Source organism: Streptomyces sp. NBC_01352, from assembly GCF_036237295.1.
Classification (GTDB): domain Bacteria; phylum Actinomycetota; class Actinomycetes; order Streptomycetales; family Streptomycetaceae; genus Streptomyces; species Streptomyces plumbiresistens.
In genome coordinates, this window is the sequence record NZ_CP108354.1 from 4,106,236 (window position 1) to 4,130,090 (window position 23,855).

Consider the following 23,855-nt stretch of genomic DNA (forward strand, 5'->3'; position numbering starts at 1 on the left):
GGCTGGTCAGAACTTGATACTTCCGATCATGCCCGCGATGTTCGTCGTCAGCTCACTGATCGTCGGGGCCACCGTGGACGAAGCCAGGTAGAAGCCGAGCAGGACGCACACGACCGCATGCCCTCCCTTCAGCCCTGATTTCTTGATCAGAAGGAAGACGACGATCGCCAGCAGCACCACCGCCGAAATCGAGAGTGCCACGGCGGCTCACCTCCAAAGAACCCAGGGACGTGGGGGGTCGGACGGGGAACGGAACTATGGGGGCAGATAAATCCATACAAGAAGCCAGCAGGTTGATACCCACTATGCGCTAGTGATCATAACTATCCGTACGTGCGCATCGGTCGGCGCACAGCCTCACAAGGGGGCGCACGGCCAATATGGTCAAGGCATGACGACCGAGCCTGACTCCTTCCCCCGTCGGCACGCCCGCACCCAGCGGTTCACGCTCGGCGCGCCACGCGCGTTCACCGTGGCGCCCGACGGTTCCCGTGTCGTTTTCCTGCGTTCGAGCTCCGGCACGGACCGGGCCAACTCGCTCTGGGTCCTCGACCTTCCGGACGCCGGGGAGCGCGTCGCGGCGGACCCGCGCGCCCTCCTGGGCGGCGCCGAGGAGCACCTCTCGCCCGAGGAGCGGGCCCGGCGCGAACGCAGCCGTGAGGGCGGTGCCGGCGTGGTCGGCTACGCCACCGACTCCGCCGTCGAGTTGGCCTCTTTCGCCTTGTCAGGGCGGCTTTTCACGGCGGAGCTGCGGGCCGGCACGGCACGTGAACTCCGCGTCCCCGGACCGGTGATCGACCCGCGTCCCTCCCCCGACGGACGGCACGTCGCGTACGTGGCGCAGGGCGCCCTGCGGGTCGTGGGCGCGGAGGGCGAAGGGGACCGGGCGCTGGCGGAACGCGAGTCGGAGCAGGTCACCTATGGTCTGGCGGAGTTCATCGCGGCCGAGGAGATGGGCCGTTCGCGGGGCTTCTGGTGGTCGCCGCAGTCGGACCGGCTGCTGGTCGCGCGCGTGGACGACACGCCGGTGCGGCGGTGGTGGATCTCCGATCCGGCCCACCCGGAGCGTGAGCCACACCACGTGCCGTACCCGGCTGCGGGCACCGACAACGCGGAGGTACGGCTCTTCGTGATCGGCCTGGACGGGGCGCGCACGGAGGTCGTCTGGGACCGGGCGCGTTATCCGTATCTGGCGCATGTGCACTGGTCAGCGGCGGGTGCGCCGCTGCTGCTCGTACAAGCGCGCGACCAGCGCAGTCAGCTGTATCTGGCCGTGGATCAGGAGACCGGCACGACCCGGATGGTGCACGCGGACGAAGATCCAATTTGGCTGGATCTTTTCCCTGGAGTGCCGTCCTGGAGCCCCTCCGGACAGCTGGTGCGGATCGCCGACGAGGGAGGTGCGCGGGTCCTGGCGGTCGGTGAACGGCCGCTGACGGGAGCCCAGTTGCACGTGCGGGCGGTGCTGGACGTCGCCGACGACGACGTACTGGTCTCCGCGTCGGCCGGCGAGGACGCCGAGTCCCCGGAGACCGGCGAGGTGCACGTCTACCGGGTCAACGAGCTCGGCCTGGAACGCCTCTCACAGGAACCCGGCGTCCACTCGGCGGTGCGCGCCGGGGGCGTGACCGTGCTGGTGTCCGCCGCACTGGACCGGCCGGGCGCCCGGGTCCAGGTGCTGCGCGACGGCAAGCCGGTGGCGACCGTCACCTCGTACGCCGAAGATCCCGGTATGTCCCCGCGCGTGACGCTCACCGAGGGGGGCGCACGACGAATCCCGTGCGCCGTGCTTATGCCTACTGACTACGACGGGGACACTCCCCTTCCCGTGCTGCTGGATCCGTACGGCGGTCCGCACGGCCAGCGGGTGGTCGCCGCGCACAATCCGTACCTGACCTCGCAGTGGTTCGCCGACCAGGGGTTCGCGGTGCTCGTCGCGGACGGCCGGGGCACGCCGGGCCGCTCCCCCGCCTGGGAGAAGGCGGTCAGGGACGACCTCGCGGCGGTGGTCCTGCAGGACCAGGTCGACGCGCTCCAGGCCCTCGCCGCCGACTTCCCGCTCGACCTGAACCGGGTCGCGATCCGCGGCTGGTCCTTCGGCGGCTACCTGGCCGCGCTCGCGGCCCTGCGCCGCCCGGACGTCTTCCACGCGGCCGTGGTGGGTGCCCCGGTCACGGATCTGCGGCTGTACGACACCCACTACCAGGAGCGCTACCTGGGCCACCCCGACGAGCAGCCGGAGGTCTACCGCCGCAACTCCCTGCTCGACGACGCGGGCCTGGTCGACGCCGCGGAACCGCACCGCCCGATGATGATCATCCACGGCCTGGCGGACGACAACGTGGTGGTCGCCCACTCACTGCGACTGTCCTCGGCCCTGCTGGCCGCCGGCCGCCCGCACGAGGTGCTGCCACTGTCCGGCGTGACCCACATGACCCCGCAGGAGACGGTCGCCGAGAACCTGCTGCGGCTTCAACTGGACTTCCTCAAGCGGTCGTTGAAGCTGACGTAGGGGCCCCGGGTACGGCAACGGGCCGGGACGACATGGCGCGTCCCGGCCCGTTTACGGCACCCGCACGGCCGTACGTTGTTCAGACTGACGCGTCCGTATATCGGGATCGGGTCAGCCGAGTTGCCTGCTTGTAAACGCGATTGCGGTGTATTTGTACGACTATGCCGCGCCCTCTGTCTGATCGTCCGGGGGCACGACCTGCCTCTCCTCCGCGAAGTGGCAGGCCGAGTCATGGGCCGCCGCGCCGGGGGCGTGGCGGAACCCGGCAGGGACCGCCAGCGCCGGCACCTCCGCCGCGCACCGCTCCCGTGCCTTCCAGCAGCGGGTGCGGAAGCGGCAGCCGGAGGGGATGTCGGTCGGGGACGGCACGTCGCCCGCCAGGATGATCCGCTCCCGGTGTTCGCGGGCCTCCGGGTCGGGCACGGGGACCGCGGACAGCAGCGCCTGGGTGTACGGGTGCGTGGGATGGTCGTAGATCTCGGCGTCCTTGCCGATCTCGACGATCCGCCCGAGGTACATGACCCCGACCCGGTCCGAGATGTGCCGGACGATCGACAGGTCGTGCGCGATGAAGACGTAGGAGAGGTCGAACTCGTCCTGGAGGCTCGCCATCAGGTTGATGACCTGCGCCTGGACCGAGACGTCCAGGGCCGAGACCGGTTCGTCGGCGACGATCACCTCCGGGCGCAGCGCCAACCCCCTCGCGATACCGATGCGTTGGCGCTGGCCGCCGGAGAACTGGTGGGGATAGCGGTTGATGTACTCGGGGTTGAGGCCGACGACGTCCAGGAGCTCCTGGACCTTGCGGCGGCGGTCGCCCTTCGGCGCCACCTCGGGGTGGATGTCGTACGGCTCCCCGACGATGTCGCCCACCGTCATCCGGGGGTTGAGCGAGGTGTAGGGGTCCTGGAAGACCATCTGGATGTTGCGGCGTACGGCCTTCAGGGCGCGGCCGGACAGCCTGCCGATGTCCTCGCCCTTGTACCTGATCGAACCGGCCGTCGGCCGCTCCAGGTTGACCAGCATCTTGGCGACCGTCGACTTGCCGCAGCCGGACTCCCCGACGATGCCGAGGGTTTCACCGCGGTGCAGGGTGAAGTCGACGCCGTCGACGGCCTTCACCGCGCCGACCTGCTTCTTGAAGAGGATGCCCGTGGTGAGCGGGTAGTGCTTGACCAGCCCGCTGATCTCCAGAATCGGCTCAGCCATGCAGGCACTCCGTCCAGAAGTGGCAGGCGCTGCCCCGGTCGTGCGACACCTCGTACAGCGGGGGTTCGTCGGTGCGGCACACGTCCCGGGCCATGGGGCAGCGGGGGTTGAAGGCGCAGCCCGGCGGGATGTGCATGAGGTTGGGGGGCAGGCCCTTGATGGCGTAGAGCTCCTGGCCCTTCTGGTCCAGGCGCGGGATGGAGTCCAGCAGGCCCCGGGTGTACGGGTGGGCCGGCGCCTTGTAGATGTCGTGCACCGGCGCCGACTCCACGATCCGGCCCGCGTACATGACGGCGATGCGGTCGGCCACGTCCGCGACCACGCCCAGGTCGTGGGTGATGAGGATCAGCCCCATGTGGTACTCGCGCTGCAACTCCGCGAGCAGGTCCATGACCTGGGCCTGGACCGTCACGTCCAGGGCCGTCGTCGGTTCGTCGGCGATGATCAGCGCCGGTTCCAGGGCCAGCGCCATCGCGATCATGATGCGCTGGCGCATACCGCCGGAGAACTGGTGGGGGTAGTCGCGCACCCGCGCCCCGGCGCCGGGGATGCGGACCCGGTCCATCAGCTCGACGGCCCTGGCCCGGGCGTCCTTCTTCGACATGCCCCGGTGGACGACGAACATCTCGCCGAGCTGGTCGCCCACACAGAGCACGGGGTTCAGCGACGACAGCGCGTCCTGGAAGATCATCGCCATCTCGGCGCCGCGGACCTTCCGCCGCTCCTCCTCCTTCAGCTTCAGCAGGTCGCGGCCCTGGAAGAGGATCTCGCCGCCGGTGATCCGCCCCGGCGGGCTGTCGAGGATGCCCATGACCGCCTGCGCGGTCACCGACTTGCCGGAGCCGGACTCGCCGAGCACGGCGAGGGTCTCGCCCGCGTCCACGCCGTAGTTCACCCCGTTGACGGCCCTGGCGACGCCGTCCCGGGTCCGGAACTCCACGTGCAGGTCACGCACTTCGAGCAGCATGACGGCGGCTCACCTCAGCTTCGGATCGAGGGCGTCGCGCACCGCGTCGCCGAGCATGATGAACGCGAGCACGGTGAGCGCCAGCGCTCCCGCCGGCCAGAGCAGCATGTGCGGGGCGTTGCGGATGTACGGGGAGGCCGCGGAGATGTCGATCCCCCAGCTGACCGTCGGCGGCTTCAGCCCGACGCCGAGGTACGCCAGGGTCGCCTCCAGCGCGATGTAGGTGCCGAGCGCGATGGTCGCCACGACGATCACCGGCGCGACGGCGTTGGGCATGATGTGCCGGAGCAGGATGCGGGAGTTGGAGGCGCCCAGCGCCCGGGCGGCCTGGACGTAGTCGTTCTGCTTGGCGGTGATGACGGAGCCGCGGGCGATGCGGGAGATCTGCGGCCAGCCCAGCAGCACCATGAAGCCGATCACCGGCCACACGGTGTTGCTGGTGACGACCGACAGCAGGACCAGACCGCCGAGGACGACCGGGATCGCGAAGAAGACGTCGGTGATCCGGGACAGGAACGAGTCGGAGAGCCCGCCGAAGAACCCGGCGAGCCCGCCCAGCACCGAGCCGAGCAGGGACACCCCGAGCGTGGCGCAGACGCCGACCGTGACGGACGTACGGGCGCCGTGGACGGTGCGGGTGTAGACGTTGCAGCCCTGGCCGTCGTAGCCGAACGGCGCTCCGGGCTGGGAGCCCTGCCGGGCCTTGGCGAGGTCGCACTTGAGCGGGCTGCCTGAGGCGATCAGCGACGGCCAGATCGAGATGACGACGAGGAAGAGGATCACCAGGCCGGCGATGACGAAGACCGGGTTCCGGCGCAGGTCGCGCCAGGCGTCGGACCACAGGGAGCGGGGCCGGTCGAAGGGGCCCGTGCCGTCCGGGCCGCCGGGGCGCTTCTCGAGGGTCTCGCCCTCGCTGGTGGCCAGGTCCATCGCGCCGCCGATTCCGGTCGCGGCGATCGCTTCGTCCTCGGGTGCCCGGCCCCCGCCGGACAGGTACGGCTCCTGCGGCAGGGGCTCAGGCATAGCGGATCCTGGGGTCGAGTACGGCGTACAGGAGGTCGACGATCAGGTTGGCGACCAGGAACACCAGGACGAGGACCGTCACGAACCCGACGACGGTCTGGGTGTTCTGGCGGAGGATGCCCTGGTAGAGCTGGTAGCCGACGCCGTGGATGTTGAAGATGCGCTCGGTGACGATGGCTCCGCCCATCAGGGCGCCGATGTCGGTGCCGATGAAGGTGACGACGGGGATGAGCGAGTTGCGCAGCAGGTGCCGGGTGATGACGCGCCGCCTCGGCAGTCCCTTCGCCACCGCCGTGCGCACGTAGTCGGACCGCTTGTTCTCCGCGATGGAGGTGCGGGTCAGGCGGGTGACGTAGGCGAGGGAGACCGAGGCGAGGACCAGGCCCGGCACGATCAGCTCGCCGAAGGTGGCCTCCGGCGACACCGACGGTTTGATCCAGCCCCACTCGACGCCGAGGAGGAGCTGGAGCAGCAGACCGGTGACGAAGGTGGGGACCGCGATCACGACGAGGGTGAACATCAGGACCGAGGTGTCGACGGGCCGGCCGCGGCGCAGGCCCGTGATCACGCCCAGCGTGATGCCGATGACGATCTCGAAGAGGATGGCGACGATCGTCAGCCGGATGGTGACCGGGAACGCCGTCGCCATCAGCTCGGTGACCTCCTGGCCGTTGAAGGCGGTGCCGAAGTCGCCGGTGAAGACGTTCCCCATGTAGGTCAGGTATTGCTGCCAGACCGGCCTGTCGAGGCCGAACTCCTTCTCCAGCTGGGCGGCCGTGGACGGGTCGCACTGCCGCTCGCCGCACAGGCCGGCGATGGGGTCGCCCATCACGTTCACCATGAGGAAGATCAGCAGGGTGGCCCCGCCGAAGACGGGGATCATCTGGAGCAGACGCCGGACGACGTACCGTCCCATGGAAGCTCAGCCGACCTTGATCTCGTTGTAGACGGGGACGCTGAAGGGGTTGAGCTTCACGTTGGACAGCCGGTCCGAGTAGCCGGCGCTCCCGCTCTGGTACCAGAGCGGGATGGCACCCATGTGGTCCCTGAGGACCTCCTCGGCCTGCTGGAACTTCTCCACCGCCGTCGCCGTGTCGGTCTCGGCGTTGGCCTCGTCGACGAGCTGGTCGAACTCCTTGTTGGTCCACTTGCCGTCGTTGGAGGAGGCGTTGGTGTAGTAGAGCGGCTGCAGGAAGTTCTGGATCAGCGGGTAGTCCATCTGCCAGCCGGCGCGGAACGGGCCGGGCATCTTCCGGTCGGTGATCTGGTTGCGGAAGTCGGCGAAGGTGCCGATCGGGTTGCCGACGCAGGCCTTGTCGTTGTCGAGGGCGTTGTTGATGGAGTTGCAGACCGCGTCGACCCACTCCCGGTGGGATCCGGTGTCCGTGTTGTACGTGATCTTGACCTGCCCGCCGGGGAGCCCGCCGCCCTCTTCGATCAGCTTCTTGGCTGCGACGGCGTCGTAATCGCAGGCGTCCCCGCACAGGCCTTCCTTGGAGCCGCCGTCCTGGCCGAGGACCGGGGAGGTCCAGTCGGTGGCGGGGGTACGGGTCTTCTGGAAGATCGTCTCGGTGATCTGCTCGCGGTTGATGGCCCGGGACAGTCCGGTGCGGACCTTCTCCATCCCGGCCTTGTTCCACGCGTCGTCGTAGAACGGGAAGGACAGGGTCTGGATGATGCCGGCCGGGGTGTTGATGTACCGGTCGCCGAGGTCGTTCCGGACGTTCTTGAGCTGGGCGGCGGGGACGTCGTCGACCAGGTCGAGGTTGCCGGCCATCAGGTCGGTGTAGGCGGTGTTGTTGTCGGTGTAGACCTTCAGGTCCACGCCGCCGTTCTGCGCCTTGTCCGGGCCGGGGTAGCCGTCCCAGGCCCGCAGGGACATCTGCGAGCCCTTGGTGTACGAGTCGACGGTGTACGGCCCGTTGCCCACCGGCTTCGCCACCCAGGCGTCGTGGTCGTCGAAGAAGGCCCGCGGGAGCGGGGCGTAGGCGGGGTAGCCGAGGGTGTCGGGGAAGGTCGAGAACTTCTGGCTGAGCTTGACCGTGAAGGTCCTGTCGTCGACGACCTTCAGGCCGGAGAGCGTGTCGGCGCTCTGCTTGCCCTCCGCGGGGTGGGTCTTGTCGTAGCCCTCGATGTAGCCGAAGAAGTACGCGTTCTTCTGGTTGTTCTTCAGGCTCGCGCCGTAGTTCCAGGCGTCGACGAAGGACTTGGCCGTGACCTTCTCGCCGTTGCTGAAGGTCCAGCCGTCCTTGATGGTGACGGTGAAGTTCTGCGAGTCCGAGGTGTCGATCTTCTCGGCGAGCATGTCCTCGGCCTTGCCGGTCTCCGGGTCGTACTTCTTCAGACTGCGGAAGATCATGTCGAGGACCTTGCCGCCCTGCACCTCGTTGGTGTTGGCCGGCTCCAGCGGGTTCTGCGGGTCTCCCCAGGAGGAACTGAGCACCGCGCCGGTGTCGCCGCTGCCGCTGTCACCGCCACCGCAGGCCGTCGCGGCGAGCGCCGCCGCCGCCGCGCAGACGGCCCATCTGGCGTGCGTGGCTCCGCGCATGGAGTGCCTCCTATGAATGCCGGTCCGTTACCGGCAAATATCGGGGCAAAGGATGGATACCGCACACAGGCTCAGGCCTTTGGAGGTACGCGCCATCCGGATGCACGCACCCGAACGGGATGCTGAAGCGGACGATCCGGTTCCGGCGCAATGGATCTTCGCCATGAGACGCAATGGATCTTCGGCAAGCGATACCGAACCGTTGGAAAGGAACGTCTCGGTGTACGCATTCCGACACAGCGGCGTCCGTATATCGAACTCATTGACCGATTGGCCCATTTAGCCCGATGTAAGACACGAGTCGATCACGGCACGCTACACGCGTAGCTACGGAAGGGTCATGGAAAGGCAAAGAACGTAAAGAGACACCCAAGTCGACTCAGATTTTATTGACCTTGAACGAATTGCGTTGAAAAAGTCCGGCGTAGCCCGTAGGGGAGTGCCCTGCGGAGTCATCAGACTTTTCCGTGGGCCAGGAGCACCATGACCCCCCCAACATCTGCGGCTGCCCCGCTCGAGGTGACCGACGAGACCGTCGAGAAGCCTGTGGCGTCCTCCACCCTCAAGGGCGCCGAGAGCCGCTCCCCGGGCCGTCTCGCCTGGACCCGCTTCAAGCGGGACCGGACGGGCGTGATCTCCGCGTGCATCGTGATCTTCTTCTTCGTGATCGCGATATGTGCTCCGCTGATCGCCTCGCTCTACGGCAAGGACCCGTACACGCTGTACGGCCAGGAGCAGACCGGCCTGCTCAACGAGGCCGGCTTCCCGCTCAAGCCGAACGGCGGCATCGACGGCGACTTCTGGTTCGGCATCGAACCGGCACTGGGCCGCGACGTCTTCACGTTCCTCCTGTACGGCATCCGCACCTCGCTGCTCATCGCGACGGCCACCACGGTCCTGGTCACCATCATCGGCGTGGTCATCGGCATCACCGCCGGTTACCTCGGCGGCAGGACCGACTACCTCATCGGCCGGGTCATCGACATCCTGCTGTCGTTCCCGTCCACGCTGTTCTTCATCGCCTTCATGCCCGTCGTGTACGGCCTCTTCGTCGCCCCCGACGACGAGATCCCCACGTCTTTGCGGGCCACCTGCCTGATCCTCGTCCTCACGGCCTTCGGCTGGGCGTCCATCGCCCGCCTGCTGCGCGGTCAGGTACTGGCCCTGCGGGAGCGGGAGTTCGTGGAGGCGGCGAAGGTGACCGGGGCCTCGCCGGCCCGCATCATCTTCAAGGAACTGCTGCCCAACCTGTGGACTCCGATCCTGATCCAGTCCACCCTCGCCCTCCCGGCCTTCGTGACCGCGGAGGCGGGCCTCGCCTTCCTCGGCGTCGGCATCATCGACCCGACCCCGGACTGGGGCGTCATGATCCAGCGCGGCGCGCAGTTCTACACGGAAGACATCACCTTCATGATCTTCCCGGGCGTCTCGATGATCATCTTCGTCCTCGCCTTCAACCTGCTCGGCGACTCGGTACGCGACGCACTCGACCCGAAGTCCAAGCGCTGAGTCCTACCCGGCCCGGTCATCGTCGTCCGGTCGCCGACAGCTCGTAGCCCGTCTCTCTCTCATCCATCACGTCTAGGCAGGTAGCCATGTCCTTTTCCCGCAGAAACTTCCTGATAGCCACCACCGTGGCTGCAGGTGCGTCCACCGTCCTGAGCGCGTGCAGCAGCGGCAACGCCGGTGGCAGCGGCGGCAGCTCCACCAAGGCGCCCCAGGGCAAGGCTGCCGAGATCACCGTCGGCACCAAGGCCGACTCCGCGGGCCCCGCCCCGGAGATGCCGGGCGCGGTCAAGGGCGGCACGATCTACACCCTCGACCAGATCGACTTCGACCACCTGGACCCGGCGCAGATCTACTCGTCGTACACGGGTGCCGGCTCGGTCCTGTTCCTGCGCGGTCTGACCGGCTACCGGGTCGACTCCAAGGGCAACACCACCCTGGTCGGCGACCTCGCCACGGACGCGGGCACCGTGAAGGACGGCGGCAAGACCTGGTCGTTCACGCTGAAGGACGGCGTGAAGTGGGAGGACGGCGCCGACGTCACCATCGACGACGTCCGCCACACCTTCGAGCGCCTCTTCGCCGACTTCGTCACCGAGGGTCCCCGCTACCCGCAGGGCTGGCTCGAGGGCGGCGACAAGTACAAGGGCCCCTACGAGGGCAAGCACCTGTCCTCGCTCGAGGTCGACGGCAGCACCATCACCTTCCGGCTGAAGGAAGCGCACGCCGACTTCCCGTTCATGCTGGCCATGCGCGGCTTCGCGATCGTGCCCAAGAAGCACGACACGCAGAAGAAGTACGACAAGCGCCCCTACTCCTGCGGCCCGTACAAGATCCAGTCCCGCAGCATCGACAAGTCCCTGACCCTGGTGCGCAACGAGCACTGGGAGGCCGACAAGGACCCGGTCCGCAACGGCTACCCGGACAAGGTCGTCATGCAGTTCGGCTTCCAGTCGCTGGCCTCCACGGACCGCTACATCGCGGACTCGGGCAACGACCAGTTCTCGCTCTCCCTGCTCAACGAGGTCGCTCCCGAGCGCATCTCGAAGGTGCTCGGCGACGCCACGCTGAAGAAGCGCGTGCTGACCCAGGTCGACACGACCTGCTACTACTTCCCGATCAACCTGACCCGCGTCAAGGACGTCAAGGTCCGCCAGGCTCTCAACTGGGCGTGGCCCGCGGCGCAGCTCAAGCAGCTGCGTGGTGGTTCGGCCGTGACCGCGACCGCCACCACCATCATCAGCCCGCTCACCCCGGGCCACACGGACTTCGACCTGTACGGCAAGAAGACCAAGCCGATGGGTGACCCGGAGAAGGCCAAGGCGCTCCTGAAGGAGGCCGGTGCCGAGGGCCAGAAGATCGTCATCGCCTTCCAGCAGTCCGACCAGGCCGTCAAGTCGGCCGTCACCATCAAGACCGCCCTCACCAAGGCCGGCTTCGACGTGGTGACCCAGCAGGTCGACAAGACGACCTTCTACAGCCAGATCGGCCAGCTGGACAACAAGTTCGACATGTTCGCCGCCGGCTGGGGCCCGGACTGGCCGGCCGGTTACGCGGTCATCCAGCCCTGCTGGGACGGCAGCCAGATCGCCGACGGCGGCGTCAACTGGTCGCAGCTGAACAACACCAGCGTGAACAAGGCCATCACCGCGGCCACCGCCATCACCGACCCGGACAAGGCCAACGCCGCCTGGGGCGCGATCGACAAGCAGATCATGGAGCTCGCGGCCTGCGTCCCGGACTACAACCCGGTCCGCAACTACTTCTACGGCTCCAAGGTCGGCGGCGTCGTCTACAACGCCGGCGACACCTGCGTCGCCATCGGCAAGGTCTTCGCCAAGGCCTGACGTCTCCTCGGGGCGGCGGTTCTCGCGACCGCCGCCCCGGCCCCGTCCACGCTCCCCACACCCCCGGCGACGGCGCCCCGTCCGGAAAGTCGCACCCCATGTTCCGTTTCCTGGTCCGCCGAGTGCTCGGCGCACTCGTCATTCTGCTGATCATCAGCGCCGTCACCTTCTTCCTCTTCTACGCCATCCCGCGTGACCCGGCGCGGATGGCCTGCGGCAAGGTCTGTGACGACCAACTGCTCGCGCAGGTACGGCAGAACCTCGGGATCGCCGACCCGATGCCGGTCCAGTACTGGCACTGGCTGCAGGGCATCTTCGTGGGCCGTGACTACACGGGCGTCGGGCACTGCGACGCACCGTGCCTCGGCTACTCGTTCACCAACAGCGAGCCGGTCTTCCAGACGATCATGGACCGCTTCCCGACGACGCTCTCCCTCGCCTTCGGTGCGGCCTTCTTCTTCCTGATCGTCGGTATCGGCGCGGGCATGGTGGCCGCGGTCAAGCAGGGCAAGGCCCTGGACAAGATCGCCAGCTCGTTCTCGCTGCTCGGCTCGTCGATGCAGATCTACTTCGTCGGCTACATCGCGATGTTCTTCCTGGTGCAGCAGGCCGGCATCCTGAGCCAGCCCTCGTACACGCCGTTCACCGAGAACCCGGGCGCCTGGGTCTCCGGCCTCCTGCTGCCGTGGATCGTGCTGTCCATCATCTTCACGGCCAACTACACCCGTATGACCCGCTCGCAGCTGGTGGAGCAGCTGAGCGAGGACTACGTGCGCACGGCCCGCGCCAAGGGCCTGTCGCGGCGCTCGGTCTTCTTCCGCTTCGCCTGGCGCGGGGCCATGGGACCGATCGTGACCATCTTCGGCATCGACATGGGCACGCTGATCGGCGGCGCGATCATCACCGAGTCGACGTTCAGTCTCCAGGGCATCGGCACGCTCGCCGTCCGCGCGGTCACCGACAGCGATCTGCCCATGCTGCTCGGCGTCACGGTCGTCGCGGCCGCCGGCATCGTCTTCGCCAACATCATCGTGGACGCCGTCTACGCCCTCATCGACCCGCGGATCCGGCTCGCCTGACCTCCGCCCCAGCCATCTTCCTCCCACCGCCCCACCCGGCGACTCTCGCACCATCCCCCAGGAGCGTCCCCGTGACGAGCACCGATCAGCAGGCCTTCCTCTCCGTCAGGGACCTGAAAGTCCACTTCTCCACCGAGGACGGCATCGTCAAGGCCGTCGACGGCCTCAGCTTCGACGTCGCCAAGGGCAAGACGCTCGGCATCGTGGGCGAGTCGGGTTCCGGCAAGTCCGTCACCAACCTGACGATCCTGGGCCTGCACGACCGTGCCCGCACCACGATCGACGGGGAGATCCTGCTCGACGGCAAGGAGCTGCTCACCGCCTCCGAGCGGGAGCTGGAGCGGCTGCGCGGCAACAAGATGGCGATGATCTTCCAGGACGCCCTGGCCTCGCTGTCGCCGTACCACACCATCGGCAAGCAGATCGGCGAGACGTACCGCAAGCACACCGGCGCCTCCAAGAAGGAGGCCCGGGCGCGGGCGGTCGAGATGCTGAAGCGGGTCGGGATTCCCCAGCCGGACGTGCGGGTGGACGACTACCCGCACCAGTTCTCCGGCGGCATGCGCCAGCGCGCGATGATCGCGATGGCGCTGGTGTGCGACCCCGAGCTGCTGATCGCGGACGAGCCGACGACGGCCCTGGACGTGACGGTCCAGGCGCAGATCATGGACCTGCTCAAGGATCTCCAGCAGGAGTTCGGGACGGCGATCGTCTTCATCACCCACGACCTCGGTGTCATCGCCGACATCGCGGACGACGTGCTGGTGATGTACGGCGGCCGGTGCGTGGAGCGCGGCACCAAGAAGGAGGTACTGCGCAGCCCGCAGCACCCCTACACGCTGGGCCTGATGAACTCGATGCCGAGCCTGGACGGTCCGGTCGACGTGCCGCTGTCGCCGATCCCGGGCTCGCCGCCCTCGCTGCTCAACCCGCCGTCGGGGTGCCGCTTCCACCCGCGGTGCACCTTCGCCGAGAAGGTCGCGGACGGGCTCTGCTCGACCGAGCAGCCGGCCCTGGACGTCGCGGCCGGCCGGGGTTCCGCCTGCCACCTCACGCCGGACCAGCGCCGGGAATTCTTCGCCGACTTCGCCGTAGCCCGGCACAACTGACGGACACGAGACGGGACTTCAAGATCATGAGCAACGCGAACCCCCTCCTGGACGTCAGCGGTCTGACCAAGCACTTCCCGATCAAGGGCGGCTTCCCGATCCGGCGCACGGTCGGTGCCGTGCAGGCCGTGGACGGGCTGGACTTCTCCGTCGCCGAGGGCGAGAGCCTGGGCCTGGTCGGCGAGTCCGGCTGCGGCAAGTCCACGACCGGACGGCTGATCACGCGGCTGTTGGAGCCCACGGGCGGCAAGGTGTCGTACCGCGGCCAGGACATCACGCACGCCGGCCGCAAGGAGCTGGCGCCGATCAGGTCCGAGATCCAGATGATCTTCCAGGACCCGTACGCGTCCCTGAACCCCCGGCAGACGGTCGGCAAGATCATCGCCGGTCCCATGGAGATCAACGACATCAACCCGGCGGGCGGCCGCGAGAAACGCGTCCGCGAGCTGCTGGAGATCGTCGGCCTCAACCCCGAGCACTACAACCGCTTCCCGCACGAGTTCTCCGGCGGCCAGCGCCAGCGCATCGGGGTCGCCCGCGCGCTGGCCCTGGAACCGAAGCTGATCGTGGCCGACGAGCCGGTCTCGGCGCTGGACGTGTCGATCCAGGCGCAGGTCGTGAACCTGCTCCAGCAGGTCCAGAAGGACCTGGGCATCGCCTTCGTCTTCATCGCCCACGACCTCGCGATCGTCCGCCACTTCTCGCAGCGCGTGGCGGTCATGTACCTCGGCAAGATCGTGGAGATCGCCGACCGCGACGACCTCTACGGCAATCCGCGCCACCCCTACACGCGGGCCCTGCTGTCCGCCGTACCCGAGGCCACCGCGGACGACGTCCCGGCCCGTGAGCGCATCCTCCTCAAGGGCGACGTGCCGTCCCCGATCAACCCGCCCTCCGGCTGCCGCTTCCGCACCCGCTGCTGGAAGGCGACGGACAAGTGCGCGAGCGAGGCCCCGCCGCTGGTCCAGGTCGAGGGCAACAAGCCCGGTCACCTCACCGCCTGCCACTACCCCGAGACGGAGGGAACCGTTCCGGCCCCCCGCCTCTCCAAGGACCCCCAGGCGGCGGTCTGACACACCCCTTTACCGTCAGCCGCTTCCACATCGGAACGGACCTTCCGGCCCATTGACCCGAGCCCACGAACGTCCGCTCCAGGGGACGAAGGCCCGCGCCCACCCAGGCGCGGGCCTTTGCTCATCCGTTTCCCTTTTTCAGGATTACAGCAGAGAAGATGACCAATATGCGCGGCCATAGGACATTAAACAAGAAAGGCTCTCCTAGTATTTAATCTGCGCCAGGGTCACTCATTTGCCGCGCATCCGACGGAAAGCGAATGACGTTAGCGGGACATGACGAAAGCAAGGTCCCTTCGCCTGGCTCAACGCGAGGCGGGGACGGATAATCTGCCTGCGGTCCGCGATGTGACATTGGGGAAATACACTTTCACGCCCGGCCTGGCCTACTCGGCGCTTGCGCCCCATGACGCCATGGTCGGGGACGGCACATGGGTCGAACGCCAGGTGACCGAGCCACTGCTTCGCGAGTTTCTCACACTGCTGGAGGATCTCCAGGAGGAACTCAATTCGCGGTGGAACGGCCAGGAAAGCTCAGGCTGCCGCCCGAACGACGTGTGACGGAAACGGATTCCCATGAATAACGACTATGTGGATCCTTCCCTCGCGCGACGTGAGTGGTATTCCGACACACACGCCGATGGGTGGGGCACTGGCTGGCACGGCGGTCCTGTCGATGCCGTGCACCTGGGGGTCCAGCTGACCCCACTCGACTCGGGCTGGGACCCGGCGGAGGAACTTGCCTACCTCCTGCAGGAGGCTGTTCCGACGGAGCCGGCGGCCAAGGTGCCACCACCTCGCGGTGAAGCGTCGTCCGACAACGTCGACCTCACCGACCCGATGGAGAACCTGGCGCAGATCACCGCCCAGTTGCCGCCCATCCGGCGCTCGTCTGCCGGGCATCGGAAGATGCGAGTCCGAAAATTCCGACTCGGGTGGCTGCGGACCGGCAGCTTCGTCATCCTCGCGCTCGTTGCCGTCATCGTGGCGATGGTCAGCGTCTTCGGCGGCGTAGTGGCCTACCGGCCTCTGCAGAACATCACGTCCGGCACGGGAGCCGGGATGGTCCCCTCATGGCCTCTTCTCGTCTACGGCCCGTGGATGGTGGCCTCTCTCTCCATCCTCCGAACCGCCCTGCATCAGCGCCGCGCCGTGCACTCGTGGTTCATCGTTCTGCTGTTCTCGTCCCTCGCCATAATGCTGTGCGTGGCCCAGGCCGACAGAACCATCACCGGCATGGCCGGAGCCGCGCTACCGGCCCTCGCGTCCCTCGCATGCTTTCAGCAATTGGTCCGACAGATCACCTTGACTCTGCCGCCACGACAGGGCACGCCACGCCACCGTCAGTAGCCGGCACGTCCGGTCGGAGCGGCTACCGGGATGCCGCCGTGGGCCTGCGCTCGCGCTGTGCTGCTCCGCCGCACCGAGTCGTCGACTGAACCGCGGACTCGCCGGCTAGACGCCTGTCGTGCCGTCCACCAGTTCGCACAGGATGTCCAGGTGCCCGTTGTGCCGTGCCGTCTCCTCGGTCAGGTGGAGGAGGATCCAGCGGAGGTCGACCTGGCGGCCGGAGCTGTTCGTGCGCTTGGCCTTGGTGTCCAGGTCGTGAGCGGCGACCAACTCGCGGTATCGGGACGCCTGTTCGGCGTACTCCTCGAGGAGGTCCGGGAGCGGGAAGTCGACGGCGATGCGCATCTCGCGGTCGGGGTCCTCGTCGGTCCAGGGCCCCTCGTCCTCCTCGCCGAGGAAGACCACCTGGAACCAGAAGTACTCGACCCAGCGCAGGTGATTGATCAGTCCGCTCAGGGTCATCAGCGGCGAACCCGGCAGCGGGGCCTTGCGCGCGCTCTCCGCCGAGACGTCCTCGCACTTGGCACGGGCGGTGTCGCGGGCGTAGTCGAGGAAGGTGGTCAGCTGGGTGCGCTCGTCCCACGCGGGAGGAGTGTCTGTTCTTGTCATCGAGGAGGATGCTCCTGGACCGGCGACCGCCTGTCGAACCATTAAGCGAATCGTCAGTCCTTCTTCGCCACCAACTCCACCTCGAACCCGTCCCCGTCCTCCAGGTAGCCGGCGTAGTGCTCCGGCCCGCCCGCGTACGGATGCCGGTCCGGGAACATCAGGGTCCAGCCGTGTTCCGGCGCCGCCTCGACCAGCGCGTCGAGGTCCGCGCGGCTCGGGGCGTGGAAGGCGAGGTGGTTGAGACCGGGGCGCGTGCGGTCGTACGGCTCGTCGAGACGCAGCGCCGGGGACTGTTCGAGGACGATGTACGTGTCCGCCATCCGCCAACTGCGCCCGTCGGCCCAGCTCTGGTACTCCTCGTAGCCCAGCCGCTCCAGCAGCCAACCCCACGAGCCGACCGCGCGCTCCAGGTCCGGCACCCACAGCTCCACGTGATGCAGCAACTCCCGCTCCCTTCAAGGCCGTAGGACAAGGCCGTACGAACCTCCGATCCTGTCATCCGACACACCCCCTTGTGGCAGACTGCCGCGATGGTCGATCGGTCGTTCGGGGACCCCGAGCTCGCCGCGTTGTACGAGACGCTCAATCCGTGGCAAGCGGGGGACGCCTTCTGTCTCGGGTTCGTGATGTCCGCCGGGTCCGTGCTGGACGTCGGATGCGGCACCGGACGGCTGCTCAGACGGGCCCGGGAGGCGGGGCACCGGGGGCGGCTGGTGGGGCTCGATCCGGCGGCCGCCATGCTCGTGCTGGCGCGGCGGAGCGCACCGGGGGTGGAGTGGGTGCTCGGGGATCTGCTGACCCGGGAGTGGCACGGGGAGTTCGATCTCGTCGTGATGACCGGGCACGCGTTCCAGGTGCTCGTCAGCGACGAAGAGATGCGGCTCGCGCTGCGTGCCGTACGGGCCGCGCTCGCCGACGGCGGACGGTTCGTGTTCGAGACACGGAACCCCGCCGCCCGCGCCTGGGAGCGATGGACTCCGGAGCGCGTGTACGAGATCACCGGACCGGACGGCGCCCCCGTACGCGTGTGGCACGAGGTCGACCAGCCCGTCCTCGGCGACCGGGTGACGTTCACCGAGACGTTCGAGGGCGGCCCCTGGCAGCGGACCGCGATCAGCAGGACCACCCTGCGGTTCCTCGACACCGACACTCTGTCCCGCTTCCTCGCCGAGGCGGGCCTCACCGTCGTCGAGCAGTACGGCGACTGGGGGCGGGGGCCGTGCACCCCCGCCAGCCCCGAGATCATCACCGTGGCGCGACCCGCCCGGTGCCTGTCCGGCGGATGAGGTCGCAGGAAATCGGCGGCGCCTCATCGACGCAGGTCAGCGGGGTCGATGGGAGTCGCCGCGCGCGAGCGAAGTCGAGAGTGGGCGAACCGGCAACCGACGACCACACCTCAGATCGGCACCCGCCACGGACCGGCCGATGCCACCGCGACCCACGCCGGCGGCATGCCGCCGGGCGGCCCTGGGGTCTGTCCGGCGGAGGAGGGCGTCGATGAGATGGGCCCCCGCGCGAGCGAAGTCAAGCGTCGGAGAATCGGCAACCGACGACCACACCTCAAATCGGCACCCGCCACGGACCGGCCGATGCCACCGCGACCCACGCCTGCGGCACGCCGCCGGGCGGCCCTGGGGTCTGTCCGGCGGACGAGGGCGTCGATGAGATGGGCCCCCGCGCGAGCGAAGTCAAGCGTCGGAGAATCGGCAACCGACGACAACGCCGCACAGCGGCGCCCGCCGCCGAGCGGCTGATGCCGCTGCGGTCCCACGCCTGCGGCATGACCGCCGGACGGCCCTAGTCCTCCTCCAGCGCCGCCAGCGCCGGGTCCAGGACGATGTCCTCCTCGCGGCCCTCGATCGTCGGGTCCTCCGGGAAGTGGCAGGCCGTCAGGTGGCCGCCGGTGTTGCCGGAGATCTGGATCAGGGGCGGTTCCTCGGTCGCGCACTTGTCCTGTGCCTTCCAGCACCGGGTGCGGAAGCGGCAGCCGGAGGGCGGGGCGATGGGCGAGGGGACGTCGCCGGCCAGGCGGATGCGCTCGCGCCGGCCGGCCCCGGCGTCCGTGAGGTCCACCTCGGGTACGGCGGACAGCAGGGCGTGGGTGTAGGGGTGCCGGGGGCGGGTGTAGATGGAGTTGCGGTCGCCGACCTCGATGATCTTGCCGAGGTACATCACCGCCACGCGGTGCGAGAAGTGCCGTACCACCGCCAGGTCGTGGGCGATGAACAGGAACGCGATGCCGAGTTCCTGCTGGACCTTCTTGAGCAGGTTCACCACCTGCGCCTGGATCGACACGTCCAGCGCGGACACCGGCTCGTCGGCCACGATCAGCTTCGGCTCCAGGGCCAACGCCCGTGCCACCCCAATGCGTTGCCGCTGGCCGCCGGAGAACTCGTGCGGGAAGCGGTTGTAATGCTCGGGGTTGAGGCCCACGATCTCCAGGAGTTCGCGGACGCGCTTCTCCCGGCCGCCGTCCGGCTCGATCCCGTTGATCTCCATCGGACCGGAGATGATCTTGCCGACGGTCTGCCGCGGGTTCAGCGAGGAGTAGGGGTCCTGGAAGATCATCTGGATCTCGGACCTGATCGGCGCCAGCTGCTTGCGGCCGGCATGGCTGATGTCCTGGCCGCGGTACGAGATCGTGCCGGCCGTCGGCTCCAGGAGCCGGGTGATCAGGCGTCCGGTCGTCGACTTGCCGCAGCCCGACTCGCCGACCAGGCCGAAGCTCTCGCCGACGTTCACGGTCAGGTCGATGCCGTCGACGGCCTGTACGGCGCCGACGGTCCGCCGGATCGGGAAGCCGCCCTTGACCGGGAAGTGCTTGGTGAGCCCCTCCACCACGAGCAGCGGCTCCCCGGCGCCGCCGGTGGCGGCCTCGCGCGGGGCGGGGAGGACGAGATCCTCTTTCATGACTCCTCTTTCATGTCCGTCACGACCGTGTCTGCCACGGCCGTGTCCGGCACGACCATGTCCGTCACGACGATGTCGTCCTACCCCATGCGGGGTTTGATCTCTTCGATGAAGATGGTCCGCTTCTGTTCCGCCGTGAGGTGGCAGGCCGAGTCGCGGTCCGGGCCCAGCAGCGGGCGTTCGTCCACGCAGCGCGTGCCGCCGACCCGGTCCTGGAAGGTGCAGCGGGGATGGAAACGGCAGCCGGACGGAGGCGTCAGCAGCGACGGCGGGGCGCCGGGGATCGGCGCGAGCGGGGCGTCGAGGTCGGAGTTCAGACGGGGCATCGAGTTCAACAGCCCCCAGGTGTAAGGGTGCTGGGGCGAGCGCAGCACCTCGTTCACCGTGCCGCGTTCGACCGCGCCGCCCGCGTACATCACCATGATGTCGTCGGCCATGTCGGCGATGACCCCGAGGTCGTGCGTGATGAAGACGATCGCCGTGCCGAACTCGCTCTGGAGGTCCTTCAGCAGGTCCAGGATCTGCGCCTGGACCGTCACGTCCAGGGCGGTGGTCGGTTCGTCGGCGATCAGCAGGTCGGGGTCGCAGACCAGCGCCATCGCGATCATCGCGCGCTGGCGCATACCGCCGGAGAACTGGTGCGGATAGTCCTTCGCCCGCTCCTTCGGGTTGGGGATGCCGACCTTGCCGAGCATCTCCACCGTGCGTTCCCAGGCCGCCTTCTTGGAGGCGCCTGTGTGCTTCATGAAGGGCTCGGCGATCTGCCGGCCCACCGTGTAGTACGGCGACAGAGCCGTGAGCGGGTCCTGGAAGATCATGGCGACCTTGTTGCCGCGCAGCTTCTCCAGCTCGGACTCCCGGGCGGTGGTCAGCTCCTGTCCCTCCAGGAGGATCTCGCCCTCGACGGTGGTGAACTTCGGGTTGTGCAGCCCCAGGATGGTCAGGTTGGTGACGGACTTGCCGGAACCCGACTCCCCGACGATGCCCAGCGTCCTGCCGCGGTGCAGGTCGAAGGAGAGTCCGTCCACGGCCTTGACGATGCCGTCCTCGGTCCTGAACCTCACGTGCAGGTCCCGCACCGACAGGAAGGCGCCCGCGTCCGCCGGGTCCGGGGATGCGGCTTCCTTGGTCAGAGTGGTCACGACAGTGCTCCTAGGACAGCCGCACGCGCGGGTCGATGAGGGCGTAGCAGGCGTCGACGATGATGTTGCACAGCAGGATCACGGCAGCGGAGAACAGCATCACGCCGAGCAGCAGCGGCAGATCGCTGAACTGCACCGAGTCCACCGCGAGCCGCCCGAGCCCGGGCAGTCCGAAGGTGTACTCGGTGATGATCGCGCCGCCGAGCAGCGAGCTGAGGTCGATGCCGAGGATGGTGATGATGGGGATGAGGGAGCCCCGCCAGGCGTAGCGGAAGAAGACATAGCGACCGCTCATGCCCTTGGCGCGGGCCGTGCGGACGTGTTCCTCCTGGAGCTGCTCGATCATCGCGGAGCGCGCCATGCGCGTGTACTGCGCGGCGAAGATCGTCGACAGGACGGCCCAGGGGATCAGCAGCCCGGTGAACCAGGCGGCCGGATTGTCGGTGATGCTGGTGTACTTGGGCTCGTCGAAGAGGTGCGCCTGGTACACCAGGAGCGCCAGCGCCAGCGGGCCCAGGAAGTAGATCTGCATCGAACTGATCACCATGGAGCCCGCGGTGAACGACTTGTCGATGAGGGTGCCGCGCTTCCATGCGGCCAGCAGGCCGGTGCCGAGCCCGACGAGCAGGAACAGGACGGTGGCGCCGAAGGCCAGCGACAGCGTCAGCGGCAGCCTGTCGATCAGGGTCGACCAGACCGCCTCGTTGGTGTGGTACGAGTAGCCGAAGCACGGGGCGGGGCAGGGCCCCTGCGGGAAGTTGTCGCGGCCCATGACGAGCCCCTGCAGGAAGATCCAGAACTGCTCCGGAATCGACTTGTCGAGCCCGAGGGTCTGGTGGATGTTCGCCAGGGCGTCGGGGGTGCACGTCTTGCCGCACATCAGCAGCGCCGGATCACGGGGCATGCCGAAGAAGAGCAGGAAGGCGACCACGGTCAGCAGGACCAGGATCACGAGTGAGCCGAGGATCCGGCGGAAGAGGAAGCGCAGCATCTCAGGGCAGCTTTCGGGCGTCGGAAGCCTGCGGCGAGGTGCGCCCCGTCACGGGACGGGACGCACCTGACGCCGCTTGGACGGGCGTTACTTCACGAACAGCCTGCGCGGGTCGACGCCGCCGATGACGTCGTCGTACACAAGGCCGCCGATCTTGGACCCGGCGATCTGGGTCTGCTTGTAGTACGCCGTCGGGATGTTGGAGACGACATCCTTCACGATGTACTCGTTGATCTTGTTCCACTCCTCCGCGGCCTTGACGGGGTCGGTGATGGCCATGACCCGGTCGATGTCCGCGTTGACCTTCTCGTCGTTGATGTGCGAGTAGTTGGAGGCACCGTCCTGGATCTGGCGGCCGTCGTACAGCGGCGGGATCACGGTCGACGCGCTCGGCCAGTCGGCACCCCACGCGGTGTGGAAGATGTCGTAGTTGTTCTTGACCTTGCTGACCTGGTCGTAGTACGTCTCGGCCGGGATCTCCTGGCGCTGGACGTCGAAGCCGGCCTTCTCCAGGCCCGCCGCCATGGCGGTGGAGTACTGCTGGCCCTCAGGGGTGTTGATGTAGCCGAAGGTCAGCTTCAGGCCCGTCTTGCCGGCCTTCTCCAGCAGTTCCTTGGCCTTGGCCGGGTCACCGGCGGGCTTCTTCTTCTTGCCGAACGGGTCAAAGGACGCGTCGTAGCCGGAGACGGTCGGGCTGATCAGACCGCCCGCGACCTCCATCGCGTCGTTGCCGCCGAAGGCCCGCACGAACGGGGTGATCGGCAGGGCGTAGGCGATGGCCTCACGGACCGCCTTGTCCTGCATCTCGGGCTGCGACAGGTTGATGTTCATCTGCCCGACGTACGGCTGGTAGCCGGAGACCGTACGGGGCTTCAGCGCCGAGTCGGCGAGGACCTTCGACAGGTTGCCCGCGTCGACCTGGTTGCTGAAGCTGATCGCGGTGGCGTTCGCGCCGCTGTCGTCCAGGATGGCCTTGGTCGAGTCCTCGTACTGCTTGTTGAACTCGAAGTTGAACTGGTCGACGTACTGGTGGCGGACCGCGTCGGTCTTCGGGTCCCAGTTGGTGTTCTTGACCAGCGTCATCGACTTGCCGGACTTGAACTCCTGGATCTTGTACGGGCCCGCCGCCACCGGGGCCTTGTCGTACTTCTCCTTGGTGTCCTTCTTCTCCGGCACCATCGAGTAGCCCGCCATGGCCAGGGCGTACGGCAGGTCGGGCTTCGCCTTCTTGAACGTGAAGACGATGGTCTTGTCGTCGGGCGTCGACAGGACGGAGTCCGGCAGGTGCTTGCCCTTGTACGGGCCGTCCGGGAGGAGCTTGCGGTACTCCGTGCCCGGGGTGTCGGCCATCCACTGCTGAATGAACGTCGGGCCGTTGGAGACGAACGGCGCGAAGAGCCGCTCGAAGGTGTGCCGTACGTCAGCGGCGGTGATCGCGGAGCCGTCGGCCCACTTGATCCCGTCCTTCAGCGTGTACGTCCAGGTCTTGCCGCCGTCGGTGGTCTTGCCGCTGTCGGTGGCCAGGTCTCCGACGACCTCGTGCTCCTTGCCGTCGTCGCTGGTGGCCTTGTAGGACGTCAGACCACGGTGGATCAGCTGCGAGAGCGCCATCTCGTCCGAGACGTAGATCTGTCCCGGGTCGAGGTGCGCGAAGCTGTCGCGCTGGAGAACCGTTACTGTGCCGCCCGCCTTGGCACCGGCGATCTCGGCCGCAGGACCGGTCGAGGCCTTGGCATCGCCGAAGTCGATGCCGTCCTGCTGCCGCGCGGCGTTCTCCTCGTTCTCCTTGTCGTTGCTGCTGCCCTTGCTGCCACCTTCGCTGCAGCCGGTGAGCACGAGAGCCCCCGCCGCGAGCAGTGACAGTGCGGCGTACGCGGGGCGTCCACCCTTACCCATCACAGAATCCACCCATCTTGTGTCACCAGTGCCAATGAAATGCCGACCGGTACAAGTGCCATCCGGTACGCGTCGGGCGGGATG

At 67.9% G+C, this 23,855-nt stretch carries 21 protein-coding genes; 9 read left to right on the forward strand and 12 right to left on the reverse strand.

What is annotated here, in order from left to right:
- Positions 1-6: 6 nt before the first annotated feature.
- A complete protein-coding gene (locus OG252_RS19010) occupies positions 7-201 on the reverse strand; it encodes a hypothetical protein (protein WP_053749487.1) in 195 nt (64 codons plus the stop codon).
- A gap of 190 nt (positions 202-391) precedes the next feature.
- Here OG252_RS19010 and OG252_RS19015 point away from each other — a divergent pair, with 190 nt between their 5' ends.
- Entirely contained in the window at positions 392-2,512 is a 2,121-nt protein-coding gene (locus OG252_RS19015; protein ID WP_266434163.1) for a S9 family peptidase, read from the forward strand.
- A 159-nt stretch (positions 2,513-2,671) separates the two neighbouring features.
- Here OG252_RS19015 and OG252_RS19020 read toward each other — a convergent pair whose 3' ends face one another.
- Genes OG252_RS19020 through OG252_RS19040 form a run of 5 tightly spaced genes read right to left on the reverse strand, consistent with a single transcriptional unit; the run spans position 2,672 to position 8,259 of the window.
- Positions 2,672-3,721 carry an ABC transporter ATP-binding protein gene (locus tag OG252_RS19020; RefSeq protein ID WP_266434164.1) on the reverse strand — a complete coding sequence of 350 codons (1,050 nt, stop codon included), beginning with the start codon at positions 3,719-3,721 and terminating at the stop codon, positions 2,672-2,674.
- Positions 3,714-4,688: an ABC transporter ATP-binding protein gene (locus tag OG252_RS19025; protein ID WP_266434165.1), complete on the reverse strand. Its 975-nt coding sequence runs from the start codon at positions 4,686-4,688 to the stop codon at positions 3,714-3,716. The genes OG252_RS19020 and OG252_RS19025 overlap by 8 nt, the downstream gene beginning before the upstream one ends.
- A gap of 9 nt (positions 4,689-4,697) precedes the next feature.
- A complete protein-coding gene (locus tag OG252_RS19030) occupies positions 4,698-5,711 on the reverse strand; it encodes an ABC transporter permease (RefSeq protein WP_329337423.1) in 1,014 nt (337 codons plus the stop codon).
- A complete protein-coding gene (locus tag OG252_RS19035) occupies positions 5,704-6,627 on the reverse strand; it encodes an ABC transporter permease (protein WP_266434167.1) in 924 nt (307 codons plus the stop codon). Before OG252_RS19035 ends, OG252_RS19030 begins: the two co-directional genes overlap by 8 nt.
- Before the next feature lie 6 nt (positions 6,628-6,633).
- Positions 6,634-8,259 (reverse strand): peptide ABC transporter substrate-binding protein, encoded by a 1,626-nt coding sequence (locus OG252_RS19040; RefSeq protein ID WP_329337425.1) that lies wholly within the window; start codon positions 8,257-8,259, stop codon positions 6,634-6,636.
- Positions 8,260-8,742: 483 nt separating this feature from the next.
- On the opposite strand from OG252_RS19040, the gene OG252_RS19045 reads away from it, so the two are divergent.
- The 7 genes from OG252_RS19045 (at position 8,743) to OG252_RS19075 (ending at position 16,223) form a co-directional block, all read left to right on the forward strand.
- Complete coding sequence (locus tag OG252_RS19045; RefSeq protein ID WP_266434169.1) at positions 8,743-9,768, forward strand: ABC transporter permease; 1,026 nt, start codon at positions 8,743-8,745, stop codon at positions 9,766-9,768.
- A gap of 86 nt (positions 9,769-9,854) precedes the next feature.
- Complete coding sequence (locus OG252_RS19050) at positions 9,855-11,612, forward strand: ABC transporter substrate-binding protein (RefSeq protein WP_266434170.1); 1,758 nt, start codon at positions 9,855-9,857, stop codon at positions 11,610-11,612.
- Between the two features lie 98 nt (positions 11,613-11,710).
- Complete coding sequence (locus tag OG252_RS19055) at positions 11,711-12,691, forward strand: ABC transporter permease (RefSeq protein WP_266434171.1); 981 nt, start codon at positions 11,711-11,713, stop codon at positions 12,689-12,691.
- Between the two features lie 71 nt (positions 12,692-12,762).
- Positions 12,763-13,800, forward strand: a complete 1,038-nt coding sequence (locus OG252_RS19060; RefSeq protein ID WP_329337429.1) for an ABC transporter ATP-binding protein — start codon at positions 12,763-12,765, stop codon at positions 13,798-13,800.
- Between the two features lie 26 nt (positions 13,801-13,826).
- The gene (locus tag OG252_RS19065; protein WP_266434176.1) at positions 13,827-14,873 is read left to right on the forward strand and encodes an ABC transporter ATP-binding protein; all 1,047 of its coding nucleotides are present in this window, start codon (positions 13,827-13,829) and stop codon (positions 14,871-14,873) included.
- A gap of 276 nt (positions 14,874-15,149) precedes the next feature.
- Complete coding sequence (locus OG252_RS19070) at positions 15,150-15,434, forward strand: hypothetical protein (protein WP_266434178.1); 285 nt, start codon at positions 15,150-15,152, stop codon at positions 15,432-15,434.
- Between the two features lie 15 nt (positions 15,435-15,449).
- Positions 15,450-16,223, forward strand: a complete 774-nt coding sequence (locus OG252_RS19075; RefSeq protein WP_266434179.1) for a DUF2637 domain-containing protein — start codon at positions 15,450-15,452, stop codon at positions 16,221-16,223.
- 105 nt (positions 16,224-16,328) lie between these two features.
- On the opposite strand, the gene OG252_RS19080 is transcribed toward OG252_RS19075, so the two are convergent.
- Together OG252_RS19080 and OG252_RS19085 are read right to left on the reverse strand one after the other, a co-directional pair.
- Positions 16,329-16,832, reverse strand: coding sequence for a DinB family protein (locus tag OG252_RS19080; protein WP_329337431.1), 504 nt, complete (start codon positions 16,830-16,832; stop codon positions 16,329-16,331).
- Positions 16,833-16,885: 53 nt separating this feature from the next.
- Complete coding sequence (locus OG252_RS19085) at positions 16,886-17,275, reverse strand: VOC family protein (protein WP_329337433.1); 390 nt, start codon at positions 17,273-17,275, stop codon at positions 16,886-16,888.
- Between the two features lie 87 nt (positions 17,276-17,362).
- Between OG252_RS19085 and OG252_RS19090 the strand changes: the two genes are divergently transcribed.
- Positions 17,363-18,118 carry a class I SAM-dependent methyltransferase gene (locus OG252_RS19090; RefSeq protein WP_266434185.1) on the forward strand — a complete coding sequence of 252 codons (756 nt, stop codon included), beginning with the start codon at positions 17,363-17,365 and terminating at the stop codon, positions 18,116-18,118.
- A 511-nt stretch (positions 18,119-18,629) separates the two neighbouring features.
- On the opposite strand, the gene OG252_RS19095 is transcribed toward OG252_RS19090, so the two are convergent.
- The 4 genes from OG252_RS19095 to OG252_RS19110 all read right to left on the reverse strand — a co-directional run bounded on the left by OG252_RS19095 (position 18,630) and on the right by OG252_RS19110 (position 23,771).
- A complete protein-coding gene (locus OG252_RS19095; RefSeq protein ID WP_266434187.1) occupies positions 18,630-19,742 on the reverse strand; it encodes an ABC transporter ATP-binding protein in 1,113 nt (370 codons plus the stop codon).
- An 80-nt stretch (positions 19,743-19,822) separates the two neighbouring features.
- Entirely contained in the window at positions 19,823-20,884 is a 1,062-nt protein-coding gene (locus OG252_RS19100) for an ABC transporter ATP-binding protein (RefSeq protein ID WP_266434189.1), read from the reverse strand.
- Between the two features lie 10 nt (positions 20,885-20,894).
- Positions 20,895-21,875: an ABC transporter permease gene (locus tag OG252_RS19105; RefSeq protein WP_266434191.1), complete on the reverse strand. Its 981-nt coding sequence runs from the start codon at positions 21,873-21,875 to the stop codon at positions 20,895-20,897.
- An 87-nt stretch (positions 21,876-21,962) separates the two neighbouring features.
- Entirely contained in the window at positions 21,963-23,771 is a 1,809-nt protein-coding gene (locus OG252_RS19110) for an ABC transporter substrate-binding protein (RefSeq protein WP_266434194.1), read from the reverse strand.
- Positions 23,772-23,855 lie beyond the last annotated feature (84 nt).